The 15,455-nt window shown below is 36.3% G+C and carries 9 protein-coding genes, 1 tRNA gene and 1 pseudogene; 9 read left to right on the top strand and 2 right to left on the bottom strand.

Features of this window, described 5'->3' with window-relative positions:
- From mtbB to BP549_RS00120, 6 genes and pseudogenes are all read left to right on the top strand, one after another.
- Window positions 1–777: pseudogene (mtbB, locus tag BP549_RS00145) on the top strand ([dimethylamine--corrinoid protein] Co-methyltransferase); the annotation flags it as partial.
- A gap of 275 nt (window positions 778–1,052) precedes the next feature.
- Window positions 1,053–2,498: an APC family permease gene (locus tag BP549_RS00140; protein WP_292374226.1), complete on the top strand. Its 1,446-nt coding sequence runs from the start codon at window positions 1,053–1,055 to the stop codon at window positions 2,496–2,498.
- Window positions 2,499–3,917: 1,419 nt separating this feature from the next.
- A complete protein-coding gene (locus BP549_RS00135) occupies window positions 3,918–4,703 on the top strand; it encodes a helix-turn-helix transcriptional regulator (RefSeq protein WP_292377273.1) in 786 nt (261 codons plus the stop codon).
- Window positions 4,704–4,775: 72 nt separating this feature from the next.
- Complete coding sequence (locus BP549_RS00130) at window positions 4,776–7,373, top strand: histidine kinase dimerization/phosphoacceptor domain -containing protein (RefSeq protein ID WP_292377271.1); 2,598 nt, start codon at window positions 4,776–4,778, stop codon at window positions 7,371–7,373.
- 20 nt (window positions 7,374–7,393) lie between these two features.
- A complete protein-coding gene (locus tag BP549_RS00125) occupies window positions 7,394–7,828 on the top strand; it encodes a response regulator (protein WP_292377269.1) in 435 nt (144 codons plus the stop codon).
- Window positions 7,829–8,532: 704 nt separating this feature from the next.
- Complete coding sequence (locus tag BP549_RS00120) at window positions 8,533–9,003, top strand: response regulator (RefSeq protein ID WP_292374236.1); 471 nt, start codon at window positions 8,533–8,535, stop codon at window positions 9,001–9,003.
- A 48-nt stretch (window positions 9,004–9,051) separates the two neighbouring features.
- Here the strand turns inward: BP549_RS00120 and pap are convergent, their stop codons facing one another.
- Together pap and BP549_RS00110 are read right to left on the bottom strand one after the other, a co-directional pair.
- Complete coding sequence (gene pap, locus BP549_RS00115) at window positions 9,052–10,563, bottom strand: polyphosphate:AMP phosphotransferase (RefSeq protein ID WP_292377267.1); 1,512 nt, start codon at window positions 10,561–10,563, stop codon at window positions 9,052–9,054.
- 2,284 nt (window positions 10,564–12,847) lie between these two features.
- Window positions 12,848–13,312, bottom strand: a complete 465-nt coding sequence (locus BP549_RS00110) for a hypothetical protein (RefSeq protein WP_292377266.1) — start codon at window positions 13,310–13,312, stop codon at window positions 12,848–12,850.
- A gap of 874 nt (window positions 13,313–14,186) precedes the next feature.
- Between BP549_RS00110 and BP549_RS00105 the strand changes: the two genes are divergently transcribed.
- The 3 genes from BP549_RS00105 to BP549_RS00095 all read left to right on the top strand — a co-directional run bounded on the left by BP549_RS00105 (window position 14,187) and on the right by BP549_RS00095 (window position 15,186).
- Window positions 14,187–14,516 (top strand): DUF2551 domain-containing protein, encoded by a 330-nt coding sequence (locus BP549_RS00105; RefSeq protein WP_292374242.1) that lies wholly within the window; start codon window positions 14,187–14,189, stop codon window positions 14,514–14,516.
- Window positions 14,517–14,551: 35 nt separating this feature from the next.
- Complete coding sequence (locus BP549_RS00100) at window positions 14,552–14,953, top strand: hypothetical protein (RefSeq protein WP_292374243.1); 402 nt, start codon at window positions 14,552–14,554, stop codon at window positions 14,951–14,953.
- Window positions 14,954–15,113: 160 nt separating this feature from the next.
- Window positions 15,114–15,186: transfer RNA gene (locus BP549_RS00095), tRNA-Gln, on the top strand.
- Window positions 15,187–15,455 lie beyond the last annotated feature (269 nt).

Genomic DNA, 15,455 nt, shown 5'->3' with positions numbered 1-15,455 from the left:
TTTGACACAACCGGCGCAGCAGGCGACGCTGACATGTACGGTACACTCCATGCAATCGAGGCTCTCAGGAAAGAATTCCCTGATATGTACATTGAAGCAGGCATGGCTGGAGAGTGCGTACTTGGTATGCATGGAAACCTTCAGTATGACGGAGTAACCCTTGCAGGCCTCTGGCCTCACCAGCAGGCGCCTCTGGTTGCAAAGGCCGGTGCAAACGTTTTCGGTCCAGTTTGCAATACTAACACCAGCAAGACATCAGCCTGGAACCTTGCCAGAGCAGTTACCTTCATGAAGGCAGCTGTCGAAGCATCCCCAATTCCCTGTCATGTTGACATGGGTATGGGTGTCGGCGGAATCCCAATGCTTGAGACTCCTCCAATTGATGCAGTTACAAGGGCAAGCAAAGCAATGGTAGAAATTGCAGGCGTAGACGGCATATAGATCGGAGTCGGCGACCCATTGGGTATGCCGATTTCCCACATTATGGCTTCAGGTATGACAGGTATGAGAGCTGCAGGAGACCTTGTTGCAAGAATGGAGTTCTCAAAGAACATGCGCATAGGAGAAGCAAAAGAGTACGTCGCAAAGAAACTCGGAGTTGACAAGATGGACCTCGTAGACGAGCACGTTATGCGCGAGCTGCGTGAAGAACTCAATATAGGGGTCATTACATCAGTACCAGGAGCAGCAAAAGGTATTGCAGCAAAAATGAATATCGAAAAGTTGCTCGATATAAAGATAAACTCCTGCAATAAATTTAGAAAGCAGATAGCATAAAGAAAAAACTCCGAAATAACTGCAAAGATACGGAAAAGCGAGTACAGATCTTCTGTACATTTTCTCAGAATATTTTCCTGATAATGTTTCTTGAAAGCATTTCTTGAAAGCATTTCTTGAAAGCATTTCTTGAAAATATTCTGAGAATGAGCTAGATTTTGTTCGAATTTTTCCCGCTTTTTCCGTTTGCAGGCTTTTATGGATCGATTTGTGTTGTAAGAGCTGTGCGAATCGTCAATTATCATTTTATATTAATTATAGGAGTGTGCTTTAAAGTGAGCAACGAAAACAGTGAAAACGGAGGGCTCCAGCGAACAATTGATTGGAAGCAGGGACTTGCGATTGCCCTTGGTGTCCCCATGCTTATCCTCCCGTCCATAGGTTACTTTGCAAATTATGTATGGGCTGCTGCAATTATTATCTGGGCGTTATCTGTCTTTCAGGGTTTCATGCAAAATTTTGCCTACGGGGAGCTTGCTACAATGTTCCCGAAAGCATCCGGCCTTCCCGGGTATGCTCAGAGTGTTTTTGGAGGCAGCGATAAAAATAAACGATATGATCTGAGCAAATTGCTTGGAGGTTTCAGCGCCTGGAGCTACTGGTTTGCTTGGAATCCGGTTCTTGCAATTTATTCAATCCTGATCGGAAGCTATCTTAAAAGTCTGGTTCCTGCATTTGCAGGCGTGCCTGACATCGCAATTTATCTCGCGTCTGGTGCAGTTGTAGTCGTGCTTCTTATTATGGTCAATTATCGTGGGCTTTCGAACGGAGCAACGCTCGGGTATATCCTTGCAGTAATTTCCCTTGCCCCGCTTATTATAATTTCTCTGGCTCCCTTTGTAACCGGGCATTTTGAGATTAGCAATATTACCGGCGCCTGGCTTCCCACAGATTGGAGCTGGGATCTACACCATATCCTGATCCTGCTCGGGCTTTTTGCAATGGCTCAGTGGAGTGCCTGCGCTTGGGAAACTGCAGCAATTTACGGGCCTGAATATAAGCAGCCTAAATCAGATGTCCCAAAAGCCCTCTTTATCTGCGGTACTATCTGCCTCATAACCTTTATTCTTGTCCAGTCAGCTTGTACCGGAACCCTTGGAATTACAGGAATACTGGCCGAACCCTTCTCTCCTATGCTGCCTATGGCTCGGATGACCCTTGGTCCCATAGGTGGTGCTCTCACAATCTTCATGTTAATTGCGGCAATGGTCCTCATTATCCAGACTGGCTTTCTCGGAGCTTCAAGGGCTATGTACTCCATGGCTGAAGAAGGAAATCTGCCAAAGTTCTTTGGAAAAATGAATGAGCATGGAACTCCTATCAATGCAATGATTTTCATTGCACTCTTGAATACGGGCTTCATCTTCCTGGGAACCCCTTCAGCTATACTTGCTGCATCAGCAATAGGTTATGTCTGCGCTAACGGGATAAGTTTGCTTGCATATGCGAAGGCAAAAGTTGATCCAAAGTTCTCAAAACTTGAAAGACCGTTCAAAGCTCCTAGAGGCTGGCAATATGTAGCCCTTTTCTTTGGGTTATTTAACCTGCCTCTATGTCTTATTGGAATAGTATACCTGAACAGTCTTGAAGTAGGCTGGACTTCAACAATAGTTGGTTTCGTAGTGCTTGCCCTTTATGTTCCACTGTGGTATTATTCTCAGAACGAGAGAAGGGCAGCTTTAGAGATGGACAATTCCTTATCAAACGAATCCATAATATAATAGTTTTGCGTTAAAGACCTATGTTAAATGTACTAATTTAAGTTCGCGTAAATTTATGCTGTTTCCCTTTATTGAAACCCTGATCAGTCTGTGAGTCAATCAATATTTTCAAATCACGAGTTCAGATTAGGGTGCAAAAAGGGTTCGCAGGAAATGTGAGACTACAGGATGATATATCGAGATACAGATAAGTCATACAATCCTGTGGCCTCATATCGATTTTTATTCTCAAGGAATTAAAATTATTTTACTATTTTTTATTCTACAAAAAATAACCTTACCTGGCTAGATCTTACCTAGCTGGATATGAGATACAACAATTTGCAATAATACTCTATGAGGACCAAAGTAATTCTCTATATCGTGCTTGGAGCTTTCTGATCCTTGTAGCTTTCGACAGTTATTATTTTCTACGGTCAACGTTAGGAGAAAAAAGTCGCTTATCAAGTAGGCAATTTTCGTAAAATAAAACAAGTGTAGAGTCATATTAGAGACGATAACCCTGCCTGAGAATTGTTGTTTATATTTAGCATTTTTAAATTAGGGTTTCTTATTTTTGTTTTTCTTATTGATGGAAGGTTATGAAAACTTCAAAATTAACACATTTCCTTTTTTGGCAAATCTTTGAATTTTAAGTTATCTGCAGGTTGGGTTTACTAAAAGAGAGATTAAAATATAAGGAAAAAATCTAAAGTATTGAAAAAATTTCTTTTAATCTTGTGAAAAAGAAATCTGGTTTCGGAGGCACCCAAAAGCTATGGCATTTCCCACATGCCACAGCTCTGGTACCTTTTTAATGCATTTGCTGGGGTTCGGAGCAGAGAAAATTTCCAGGTATTAAGCCTGAAGTTTTTCCTTTTTAGTTTTTTCAGGTCCCGTGAGTTCCAGTCATATTTTCATATACAACTGACTTACCTCACGTAATGCTCCTTAATTTTTTATGGAGGATGCAAATAGTCTTTAACATTTTTGTTTTTTAGTTCTTTTTTGTGCCATTTTTGTTTCTATCTTTTAATTATTTTAGTGGCCACTTTTACCAGTTTTTTCGCGCCATTTTTAATTATTTTAGCGGCCACTTTAACCAATTTTTCATGCCATTTTTACTCGGTTATTTGCCCTCTTAGAAATATCTGTTATTCTTTCAGGCAATTTTCTTATATTGGATTTACTTTACTGGTAAGTGATTTATCAATGGCTTCAATAATATATAGCCCGATCCGCGTGGCTCTTGCAAAAGTTTCAGGCAAAAGAAAGAGCTGTATGTAGGTTCTAAAGTAAAGTGATTTTTTAATGCCATTAAAAATTTTCATTCGGGATTTACCAAGGCTCAAAACTTTTTCTAATATCGAGATTCTTAAATATATTTGTTATCAAACATAATCTTTTAATAAAAGTATTTCCAATAAATATGGAATAGCAATGAGTTCATCTTTATGTGACACTATCTGGCTTTCTGAAAAAAGGAAAAATCTCCTTCTCTTGCTTATGGAAGGTTCGAGGAACATTGAGCAAATAAAAACTTCTCTTAATGTGACCTCAAAGGCAATGATGCCTCAGATTAAAATCCTTAAAAAACAGGGCTTGATCCTCCAGGAAGAGGACACTTATATGCTTTCGGAGATTGGAAAGCTTGTCGTTGGAAATATGCTTCCTCTCCTGAACACACTTGAGGTTCTCGAGGAAAATAAGGAATACTGGGCAAGCCGGGATACAAGTGTCATACCGCATGAACATTTTATGAGGCTTGGAGAACTGGGGGAATGCATGGTAATCGAACCTGACCTGAACCACCTGTTCGATCTCCCAAGGGAGTTTACTGAGAACCTTCTAAAATCCAGATGCATTCTGAGTTCACTTTCTTATTATCATCCTCTTTATCCATCGCTTTACTCAAGACTTGCAAAAAACGGAGTTGAAATGGAAATCGTGCTTACGAAAGCTGTATTTGAGAGACTCAAAAATGATTGCAAGGATGAACTCGAAATCCTGCTCAATTCTGAGAACACAGTTTTTAAGGTCTGCGAGGAAAATATGCAGCTGCCGACAATTGCTGTTACTGAAAAGTTCATGTATCTCTGCCTTTTTGACAAGCATGGAAAATACGACCATAGGAAAGTAATGAGTTTCGATGTAAGCGCTCTTCACTGGGGCAGGGAGCTCTTCATGCATTATAAAGAATTATCTCAAGAAATTATTAAAATCTGAATCCTGTTAGTATTTTAAGGCAAAAAAGGAATAGGCTTCCTACCTCTCTTTTATAACTGGCTGGAGTATACTATGAGATTTAAAGACTTTCCCCTGAAATCAAAGCTAGTTATCTATATTGTTGTTGGGGTTTTTCTTGTTCTTGCAGTCTCTACGGCTGTGATCATCAGTACGGTCACTTCCCAGGAAGAAAAGCTGGCTTACCAGAAATCAATTGAAATGGCAAGCAATTATGCAAACCAGTTTGATGCCGATATGAAAGCTAACAGTGCAATTGCAAAGACTCTTACCCTTACGATGGAAAACTATGAGTCTTCTAACAGGACTGAAGTAATCGGCGTCATTGAGAACATCCTTGAAAAAAATCCGAATCTGATTGGGGTTTATGTCGCATATGAGCCAAATGCTTTTGACGGCAGAGATATGGAATATGTCAATACCTCCGGGCACGATGCAACAGGCAGATTCGTTCCTTATTGTAATAAGATCGAAGGCAATGTTAAGGTTGAATCCCTTCTTCGTTATGATTCTTCGGATTATTACCAGCTGCCCAAAGTCAGAGGAGAAGACGTCTTAACAGAGCCTTACTTTTATGAAGGCATATTCATAGTCAGCCATGTTTCCCCGATTTTCAAGGACGGGAAGTTCGTAGGGATAGGAGGAGTTGATGTTCCTCTGGAGTATATGGATGAAGTAGTGGGTAAGGTCAAGGCTTTTGATACTGGATATGCCTTCATGGTAAGCAACACAGGCGTCTTGCTTTCTCACCCTACACACAAGGAATGGATTGGGAAAAAAAGCCTATATGACTTTAACTCGAAAGAGATAGCCAGAGCCGCACATGATGTAAAAAATGGAACCGGTGGATATATTGATGTCAAGGACCCTACCACAGGCAAACCTGTTGTAATGTTCTATGAACCTGTGCAAACCGGGAATCTTGCCTTTGTGCTCGTAATTCCGAAAGAAGAAATGCTTGCAGGTATTGTTGATCTTCGGACCAAGCTTCTGGTCATTTCTGCAATTTCAATTCTCTTCATGGCTGGCCTTGCATATATGATTGCCCTTTCTATCACAAGGCCAATAGATGAAATCGTTCAGGATTTCAAGAGTATTGCCCAGAATGCAGTTAAAGGGAAGCTTGATGTCAGGGCAGATACGGATGTGGAAAGAGACTTCAGGGAAATCCCTACTGGCCTGAATGAAATCCTTAAAGCTGTAATTGTGCCTGTAAGAGAAACTATACGAGTAACCAATGCTCTTGCAGAAGGAGAATTAAAAGCCAGAGTCAATGTAGACGTACAGGGGGAGTTCAGAGAACTCGGAAATACCCTTGACAAATTCTCCGAAACTTTGAATAGTATTATCGATGATTCAAACGCAGTTCTTACTGCATTTCAACAGAACAATTTTAAGCAGCAGATCAGTATCCATGGAAAAGGCGATTTCAAGCTGCTTACGGATGGAATCGAAGAGACGCGCCAGGCTCTTGATATGATTACAACCCAGCGTAAAGAGGCGGAAAAAGCCCTTCTGGACTATGCAAAAGAACTTGAGCGATCTAACAGGCTTAAAGAGGATATGGAAAGGGTTGTTAATACAAGTCCTGTAATCGTTTTTTTATGGAAATATCAGCCCATGTGGCCTGCCGAATTTGTTTCGGAAAATATTACCCGACTGGGTTATGAGGTGGAGGATTTTACCTCGAACAGGATTCTTTACGGAAATATTGTGCACCCTGAAGACGTGGAAAAGATGGCTGCCGAACTTAAGATGAATGTTGAGGCTGGCTGCACGGATTATACCTCAGAATATCGGATTCTCACAAAATCTGGAGAAGTCCGCTGGGTCGACGAGAGGACAGTTATCCAGCGCAATGAGAACGGGGAAATCCATCTTCAGGGCATTATCCTGGACATAACCGAGCATAAAAAAGCCGAGGACGCGCTTCTCCAGATGGAGGAAATTCGCAAAAAAGAAATCCACCACCGCATCAAGAATAATTTACAGGTAATTTCCATGCTTTTATATCTTGAGTCTGGAAATTTTACGGACAGGGATGTAATTGAGGCTTTCAGGAACAGCCAGAACAGGGTCAAATCAATGGCTCTTGTCCACGAAAAACTTTACCAATCCGAGGATATGGTAAGTGTGGACTTTGCGGATTACATTAAGAATCTTGCAGATTATCTGTTTCATTCTTACTCACTGGATAGCGAAAAAGTGAGCTTGAAGCTGGATGTCGAAAAGGTTTTCTTGGGAATGGATACGGCCGTTCCCTTGGGAATAATTGTCAATGAGCTAGTCTCAAATTCCCTGAAACACGCCTTTACCGACGGAGAAAGGGAAGGAGAAATTTATATTGAGCTACGCAGAAGTAAAGAATACTTTATGTGGCAGGGAAAGGACGCTGTTACTTCTGAAAATGGAAAAGTCAGCCACCAAAATAATGAAAGTAATGACCTTAATGGTACAGATCTGAATAAAGAAGAGAGGTTAACCCTTATAGTAAAAGATAATGGTAAGGGATTCCCTGAGAAACTGGATATTTGGAATACAACTTCCCTGGGACTACAGCTGGTGACAACACTTGTGGATCAGATTGAAGGAGAAATTAAACTTGACCGAAGCAGGGGAACAGGATTCGAGATTAGTTTTTTCAGGAGATGAAATATAAATAAGGTGCGAAAATGGCGGAAGGAAGAAAAAAGGCAGAAGGCAGAATTCTGGTCGTTGAGGATGAGCATATTGTTGCAATGGGAATAAAGAAAATGTTAAAGAGTTTGGGATATACGGTTACCGGTATAGCTTCATCCGGAGAAGATGCTATAAGCAAGGCAGAGAGTACTTTCCCTGATGTCGTGCTTATGGATATCATGTTAAAAGGTGATATGGACGGCGTAGAAGCTGCAATGGAAATCAAGAAAATGTTTAATGTTCCGGTTGTTTACCTGACTGCTTATTCTGATAGCAAGATTCTTGAGAGAGCTAAGAGAACTGAGCCTTTCGGTTATATTATAAAACCCTTTGATGAGAAAGATCTGTATAGCAGCATTGAGGTAGCCCTGCAAAGGTACAGAAAAGAAAAATCGGAATCACTCAGGGAAAACGAAAATCCAGAATGATCAGCAGCGAAGAAAAAGGAAAGCAAGAAGGGTCAGAAGAAAAAGCTTCAGATCTTTTCAGGAGAAAATTGTTTTCCAAGATATTTTCTAGAAACCCTGAAAATTATCCAGAACGCCAAAGTTTACCTCTTTTTCTTTACGAGGTACAAGAAACCCCTTATTATTCCTGTTCCTTTTCCTAATTATTTCTTACCAGCCTTTTTTCCATATACTAATTTATTCATCCCAGTTTGATTTTACTGAGGTTAAGATCAGGGTATTTCAATGAATATTTAGCGAATCATTTTTTTGACAGTGCGGTTGAAATTTTCAATTGAATCAAAATATCCCTTACGCCAGGACAAAGTTCTTCCCTTTTGTCATGGACAGTGTCAGCTTTAATTTCCTATTCTTTTGTAAGCACCATATGGCGTGGGTTATATATCTTAATTTATATAGGGTTCTGTGAGGAAAGCAGCATAGAAACTTGCCTTCTCTATTGGATTTGAAAATTACCATTGAAATACAACAACTGTAAAATAACTATTAAATTTAATTTTCTTATTTAAGGATCAAATATACTTAGGGTCAAATACTCAGGGTAAAATATATTCAATTGCTTCTAGCCTGTAACTTCATTGACAGATTGGAGGAATTTAAGCTTTATATGAAGAAGAAACCTGTTTCAAACCTGCTCTTTGAGGATGAACAAAGGTGTAATAATAATGGTAAAAGGAAGAATTCTGGTTGTTGAGGACGAACATATTGTTTCAATGGGAATACGGATAATGCTGAAGAATTTAGGATATGCTGTTACAGGTATAGCTTCATCCGGGGAGGAGGCCATTAGCAAGGCTGAAAGCACTCGACCTGACCTTGTGCTTATGGATATTATGTTAAAAGGTAATCTGAATGGTATAGAAGCATCAAAAGAGATAATAACCCGGCTTGATATTCCAGTTCTTTATCTTACAGCTTGCTCAGACCGTAAAATTCTCGAACAGATCTGGAATACGGGATATGGATGTATTGTGAAACCTTTCGACGAAATGGATCTGGAAAGGGACATTGAGATCGTTCTTTCTCGGCATAGGTTGGAGAAGAATGTTATAAAAAGTCCTCTAAAGCTTCAAAACAATTCGGAAAGACTCAAGTCTGCTTCAGGTTCTCTATCTGACCTTGAAGATTCAAAGTAAAATTTTGAGTATCATATGTTAATATAAGTAACACATGTTAATATAATATTATTTTTTCAGCTCCTTTTCAAGGGCCTCAGTAGCACTTTTCAGGACTTTGATTCTAGAGTATCGTTTGTCGTTTGATTCTACAATAATCCACTGGGCATTTGTTGTACTTGTTTTCTGGAGCATCTCTTCAGCTGCTATTTTATAATCATCCCATCGGCCCCGGTTTCTCCAGTCTTCGGCTGTAATTTTCCATTTTTTTTCCGGGTCAAATTGCCTGTTGTTAAAACGCTTCAGTTGAGTTTCCTTATCAATATGAAGCCAGAATTTGAGTACAATTACTCCTGACCGTGTCAGTATTTCTTCAAATTCATTAATCTCTCTGTAAGCTCTTTTCCATTCTTCCTCATTGCAGAAACCTTCAATTCTTTCTACCATGACACGGCCATACCAGCTCCGATCGAAAATTGTTATATGACCAGCTTTAGGGATTGCTTCACAGAAGCGCCAGAGGTAATGATGGGTTCTTTCTACGTCATTTGGTGAGCCTACAGGAAATACTCTATATAGTCTGGGATTAAGATTTTCTACAAAGCGGTAGATATCTCCTCCTTTGCCGGCAGCGTCCCAGCCTTCAAAGACCACAACCAAGGCACGCTTTTTCTTGAATAAATCGTACTGTAGGGCTGCAAGTTTTTGCTGGTATAATTTTTTCGATTTCTTATACTCATCGACATCCATTTTTTTAGAAAGGTCAATGTTATCCAGAATGGAACTGTTAAGCTGCAGAGTTTCTTTTGCTTCTAGATCCAGATATTTAAGGGTTTTTTCAGATGGGGTTCTGGTTGCCTGTTCAATAGAGGCTTCAATTTCTTGGATTGCCGTCATCATGATCTTTAGAGTCGCAAAGTTTCTGTCATTAGCTTCCACGATTGTCCATGGCGCATGAGGCATGTCTGTCTTTTCCAGCAGCTTCTCGACAAACGGCAGGTACTCGTTATAATTATGGATAAAATCAAGATCCTGTCTTGCTTCCTTCTCGTATTCTTCAAATATGAATCGAAGGTCATCTTTGTCGAGATTTTTAAAACGCTCTTTATGTTCTTTTTCGCTTATATGAAGGAAAAATTTAATAATAAGATAGCCATCATCGGCAAGCTGCCGCTCAAAATAGTTTATTTCTTCCAGGCATTTTTCCATTTCTTCCTCGGATTTTTCCTTCCCTAGGCACTCTATTATTGACCTGCTATACCAACTCCTGTCAAAAATTGCAATATTTCCTTTGACAGGACTCCTGGACCAGAAACGTACAATAAAAGGCTTGAGGTGTTCTTCATAACAGGGTCTAATCATTGTGTGGAAACTATATCCTCTGGGGTCCAGCGAAAGAATAAATCGGTTTATATCTTCGGCCATTCCTGAGACGTGCCAGCCTTCGAAAACGAGAATAACAGGTATTTTTAAGTCCCAGGCTTTCCGCTGCAGTTCTCCGATCTTATATTTAAGTACTTTCTCGCTTTTATTATATTCGGAAACTGCTATTGTCTTGGAGAAGTCTACTTTTTCAAGCATAACGGAGCCCATCATTTATAATAATAAAAATTATCTTGTTAGTAGTATTGATAAATTTATGAGTATGATGCATACATTTAATGAGTTTCTAAATAACTATACTATGTAATTTGTGTTAGATTTAGTTCATTTTTTATGAATAAGTTAACTTACTCTTAATTAAGTTATATTTTAAGTTTTTTGATATAACATTTTGGCTACTTTTAGGCTTAACTAATTATATAATGAAATCAATTTCCATATTATGGAGATAGTTGTTTTATCTAGTTTTCATTATGGAGAGTCTATATGAAGCAGAGCTAGTATTATTTTATAAATATAATCAAATATTAATGGAGCATTTGTATATATAAATTAGATATTTAACATACCACGTATAGTTTTTTTCATTTGATATATTGATTATTTTTTTAAATAGTATACTATTAGTTAATAACTTTTATTTATCATATCTATAAAGTCTATATGATTAATAGATTATATAATACTTCATACTACTATTTGTTATATTATCTTTCATAGATAATATGCTAAATTCTGGGAGTTAATGTAATAATACATCCAAAATAGAATATATTTTATTCCATATTTTTATAATATGTGTTTATGATATGTTATGGCATATTATAATGTTATATCCTAAAAACTATAGATAATACCTTATATATTCTTTATAATAAAACATTTATTTATACCATCTATCAAGATAAACTAACTCATGAATATATTTTGCTGTATATTTCTTGTATAGTTAATCAATTTATCAATTAATTAATACTTTTTTACAGATCCTTAGAACTCTCTATCAAAATATATTTTATATAGTACTCATTTAGTTTATCAAAAATGTGCCATCTAATATATTATATACTTAAATTAGATATGTATATTAACAATGTCAAAAATAAATTCCTATTAAATGATATATCTTTTATAATATAACAGGTCAATATCTTTTTGTAATTCACATCCAAATATTATTGTTTATAATGTATGTAAGAAATAATCTATAAATAACAGTTACTCCAAAAACGAATTTATTCACCTAAATGATCACTTTAGTTCTAAGTACTTTTAAAAATATTTATTTATTTATTTATTTATTATATATTTGATATTATTTTCCCATAAATTCTTTTTATAGCCCTATATTTATATACTAATTTGTTAAGCAAATTGGGTAGACTAATAAATTTAATTTTTGGCAAAAACACACAGGTAAAAATTCGTCGAGGGAATAATTATTTGTTAAAGCTTTAATAAATAGAGAAAATTCCTTGTTTTTATTTAAATATTCAACTTTAATATTGGGTGCGAAAAAAGCTACATATATTCTTATATTATATATGTATGAATACTTTTTGTATTTGTCATCTTTTTTCTTTTACAACTTTATGTCTTTAATGTTGCGGTTGTCGGCCAAACATACCATATTCGTATAGTCTTTGTAATAAATGACTTGACAAAATAGGAGTCTAAATCTCATTCTGCAGAAATTCTCAAATCTATTCTTATATTATACTAGAATAAATTTGTAATTTAGATGTATTGAACCCACTTAAAAGTTCAAGAGATAAAAGAATACAATAATTTTTTATATTATGCATAAGAATTATTTAATTTTACGATTTTATTACAAACGTGATGTTTTGTTCACTCAGATAAAAATTTCCGGGCAGGAATTTTAAGAAAAACATGCCAATATGTAAAAGCTTGTCCGAACAAGTTATTTTTTATGAAATAAACTGACAATCTCTCCGCTTTTTCGAATCTATATTTTTAATTATAATTTTTGGTATATATAATATATAATATACTAATATCTGCTTGCGCTTTATAGAGCTATATTTATAAAATGTTTTTTGATCTCTCTAGTATAGACTTATCATATATTATATCACTGAAAAAATATAGGCGAATCGTTTGACAAATTTTACTCAAATGTATAATTTAATATTCATATATCTCATTTAGTCGAAGAGTTTGGTAATATATAAAATGTATGTGAAAAGTATTTGTTTATACTTCGGCTAACAAATAAATACAATTCATTTGTTATGTAATTTGTAATATATTTTAGATATTATTAAATATATATTAATAATATCTAAATTTATTATTTATCTTTTAATAAATTTCATTAAATGATATAAATTATATATAATTGGCTAAATAATATTATTTATTTATGCGTATTATTATATAGTGACGTATAACAAATCCCCAATTAAAGTCCCTAGTTATTTCAAAGGTGTTAGAGAAATGGTAATAATCTGTAACTAAATTATAATGCCAGTTCAAGATCAAATATTTCTTCAAAAAGTTTGTATTTTTTCCGGGCTCTATATAGATACTGACGGGTGGGAGTTTCATCTTTTGCCCTAGCAAAAAGAGCTTCAATTTCTCCTCTGGAGAAGACAGCTTCAAGCTTTTTCATGGGAATTGACTCAAGCCCTTTCCAGTCGTCAATTACCTGACTGCTTATAGGAATTGGAATTGGAAGCAGGGAGACCTGAATTTCATCTACCCAACTCCATTCTGAGTCATAGATATTTGCATAAAAAGCTCCACAAGAGATGCATTTTGTTACTACCACTGTTCTTTCTTCTGCAGCATGATAGCTGAGGCTCATAAGTATGGAATCACAACAGGTACAATTGCCTATCTCATTTTCTTCCAGGCTGTAAGCATGTATTTGATTTTCTCCAATGTATAAATTATTCCCTTTCAGGTCATAGCTGTATTCCATTTTATCCACTCCTGGATGAGGTTGAGAGGGTCGACTCTACTGGTTTCCTAGCCTTACCTTATTTCTAACTCTCTTTCTTTGTAAAGGATATAAACCTATTAATAATAATCCCCTTTTTATGAAAGGCTTTGCTTCAAAGAGACCTGTGTTTTAGCTCCCAGTCTTCCATCTAATCTCTTCCATTTTTATTCAGAATCTCTTTACTTCTGGCTCTGAGACTTTCTGTCTTGTTCTGAAATTTTAATACTTACAAGAAGATGCCACAAGATTTATGAAAAATAGACATTTAAAGGTCAGCAACAAAATTGTAATTATTTGAAAAATATGGAAATGAAAAAAATTATAAATCGACTAAACTTTTAGGAAGAATTTTATGGTCCGGCTAATCTGTTAATTTCAGAGCTCTAATCAAAATTCGGAAAATTGAGGTTTTTACTTTTAATTTAAGTAAAAACTAGCTGTTTTAGTGAATTAAACGTAAAGTTCATATATTGTTACAAGAAAATAATGGTGTGGTTAAGTAAATATATTGTAAAAGTATTCAAAGTTTCCCTCAGAAAATGAATATTTACTATTTATAGAAGCATAAAGATATTATTAAATATAACATTTTAAATAAAAAGGTAAAGTTTCAATGTTTACAACGAAAGATTTTAAAAAAATATTTAAAATATCTCCAGCACGTGCATAATATAAAAATCAATATATCAGAGAAAGAGTATATATGCATACAAAAAACTGGTTTTGAAGTAAAAGAAATTGTCTAATGGATATCAATTTTTTGTATCCATCCACATCAGAACGAATAAATTTAAAAATCTATATATAGAGCTATAACTTACATATTTTACTACATCAGTAAAGGTGGTAATCAATGGTATCCATCCGAGCTAAAATTAAATCCAGACTAGAAAAATTTCTTGAAGTTGATTCCAGTGGATATCGAAGGGCAATCTTGTGTATTTTTATCAAGGTGAAAAAAGCGACTATTGATGAGCTGCATGAAATGCTTACGAATAAGTATAATGTATCAAGGAATACGGTTGCATCTATGGTCGGGTATATCCATTCAAAACTTGGAATTTTAAGGGCGCATAAAGAATCCTATAAGACTCCAATGGTTTACCTCTTGAGAGAAGAATATATAGACTTGCTCATGAAGATTGTAACTTCACCCAAGACATCTGCTGAATTTACGACTTGAGAAGTTTACTACTACACCTAACTGTCTGATGAATAATGTCACTCGTTAAAAACGCCCCCAGAACGGCAACGACTATTGTCATAAGATCGGATGCCAATACCCGCATAAGCCATTCGAGAGATCCATACTATACCCTTATGCGACGTATTTTTCAAGAAGACGCTACTGCTGTTAGAGGTCAAAAGTTTCTGACAATAATAGAAGAGCGTCAGGCTGCAGGAAATTCAATACGAACTGACGAATGGAAGACTCTTCTGGAAGAACTCCAGATAGGGCGTGCCTCATTTTATGCAATGCGCAACAAACTGCTCGGAGCAGGGCTAATTACGATAAAAGATAAAGAGTACAGGCTTTCAGGTCAGTTTTCAAAAGACCTTTTAGATATGGCCCGCTGGTGGTGGACTGCAGTTCTCAATCAGCCCGAGGAAAACCTGTAAAAGTATAATTTCTCTTTTTATTTAACTTTTAATTATTCCTTTTTTTATTTAATTTTTAAATTTTCGGAGCATTTCAGCCGAAAGGTATTTATACAAAATCTTCCTTTAGAAGATACGCCTCAAGGCGAAAGAAATGCGCCCCACAGCGAAAAATCATAGAAGCCCGGTAGTGTAGTGGTCAATCATGTGGGACTCTGGATCCTGCAACCTCGGTTCGAATCCGTGCCGGGCTATATTCACTATGTAAGTAAACCTATTTTCTACTTCATGGCAGAATCATGAATACTTTGTCCTTTACAGGCTGTCCGACAATTATTACTAGTAATAACCGAATTTTGTCTTTTTCGATTTAAAGACCGTAAATGCCTTCTTTTTGTTGTCTTTTTATTACTAGTAGTATTTGTCGGGCAGCCTACAATTTGATTTCGATCTTAAAGGCTTATAGTATTCTTTATTCATGTTGTCGCTAAAATTAGTAGTTTTTTGTTTAAACGGTAAGTTT

This window comes from Methanosarcina sp. UBA289, from assembly GCA_002496565.1.
Lineage (GTDB): Archaea > Halobacteriota > Methanosarcinia > Methanosarcinales > Methanosarcinaceae > Methanosarcina.
This window is presented reverse-complemented; position numbering and strand designations above follow the sequence as displayed.

Excerpts from the sequence above, each read along its gene's own strand:
- pap (WP_292377267.1), bottom strand. The coding sequence starts at position 10,563 with ATGCTTGAAAAAGTAGACTTCTCCAAGACAATAGCAGTTTCCGAATAT.
- BP549_RS00120 (WP_292374236.1), top strand. The coding sequence starts at position 8,533 with ATGGTAAAAGGAAGAATTCTGGTTGTTGAGGACGAACATATTGTTTCA.
- BP549_RS00130 (WP_292377271.1), top strand. The coding sequence starts at position 4,776 with ATGAGATTTAAAGACTTTCCCCTGAAATCAAAGCTAGTTATCTATATT.
- BP549_RS00105 (WP_292374242.1), top strand. The coding sequence starts at position 14,187 with ATGGTATCCATCCGAGCTAAAATTAAATCCAGACTAGAAAAATTTCTT.
- BP549_RS00125 (WP_292377269.1), top strand. The coding sequence starts at position 7,394 with ATGGCGGAAGGAAGAAAAAAGGCAGAAGGCAGAATTCTGGTCGTTGAG.
- BP549_RS00135 (WP_292377273.1), top strand. The coding sequence starts at position 3,918 with ATGAGTTCATCTTTATGTGACACTATCTGGCTTTCTGAAAAAAGGAAA.
- BP549_RS00100 (WP_292374243.1), top strand. The coding sequence starts at position 14,552 with ATGTCACTCGTTAAAAACGCCCCCAGAACGGCAACGACTATTGTCATA.
- BP549_RS00110 (WP_292377266.1), bottom strand. The coding sequence starts at position 13,312 with ATGGAATACAGCTATGACCTGAAAGGGAATAATTTATACATTGGAGAA.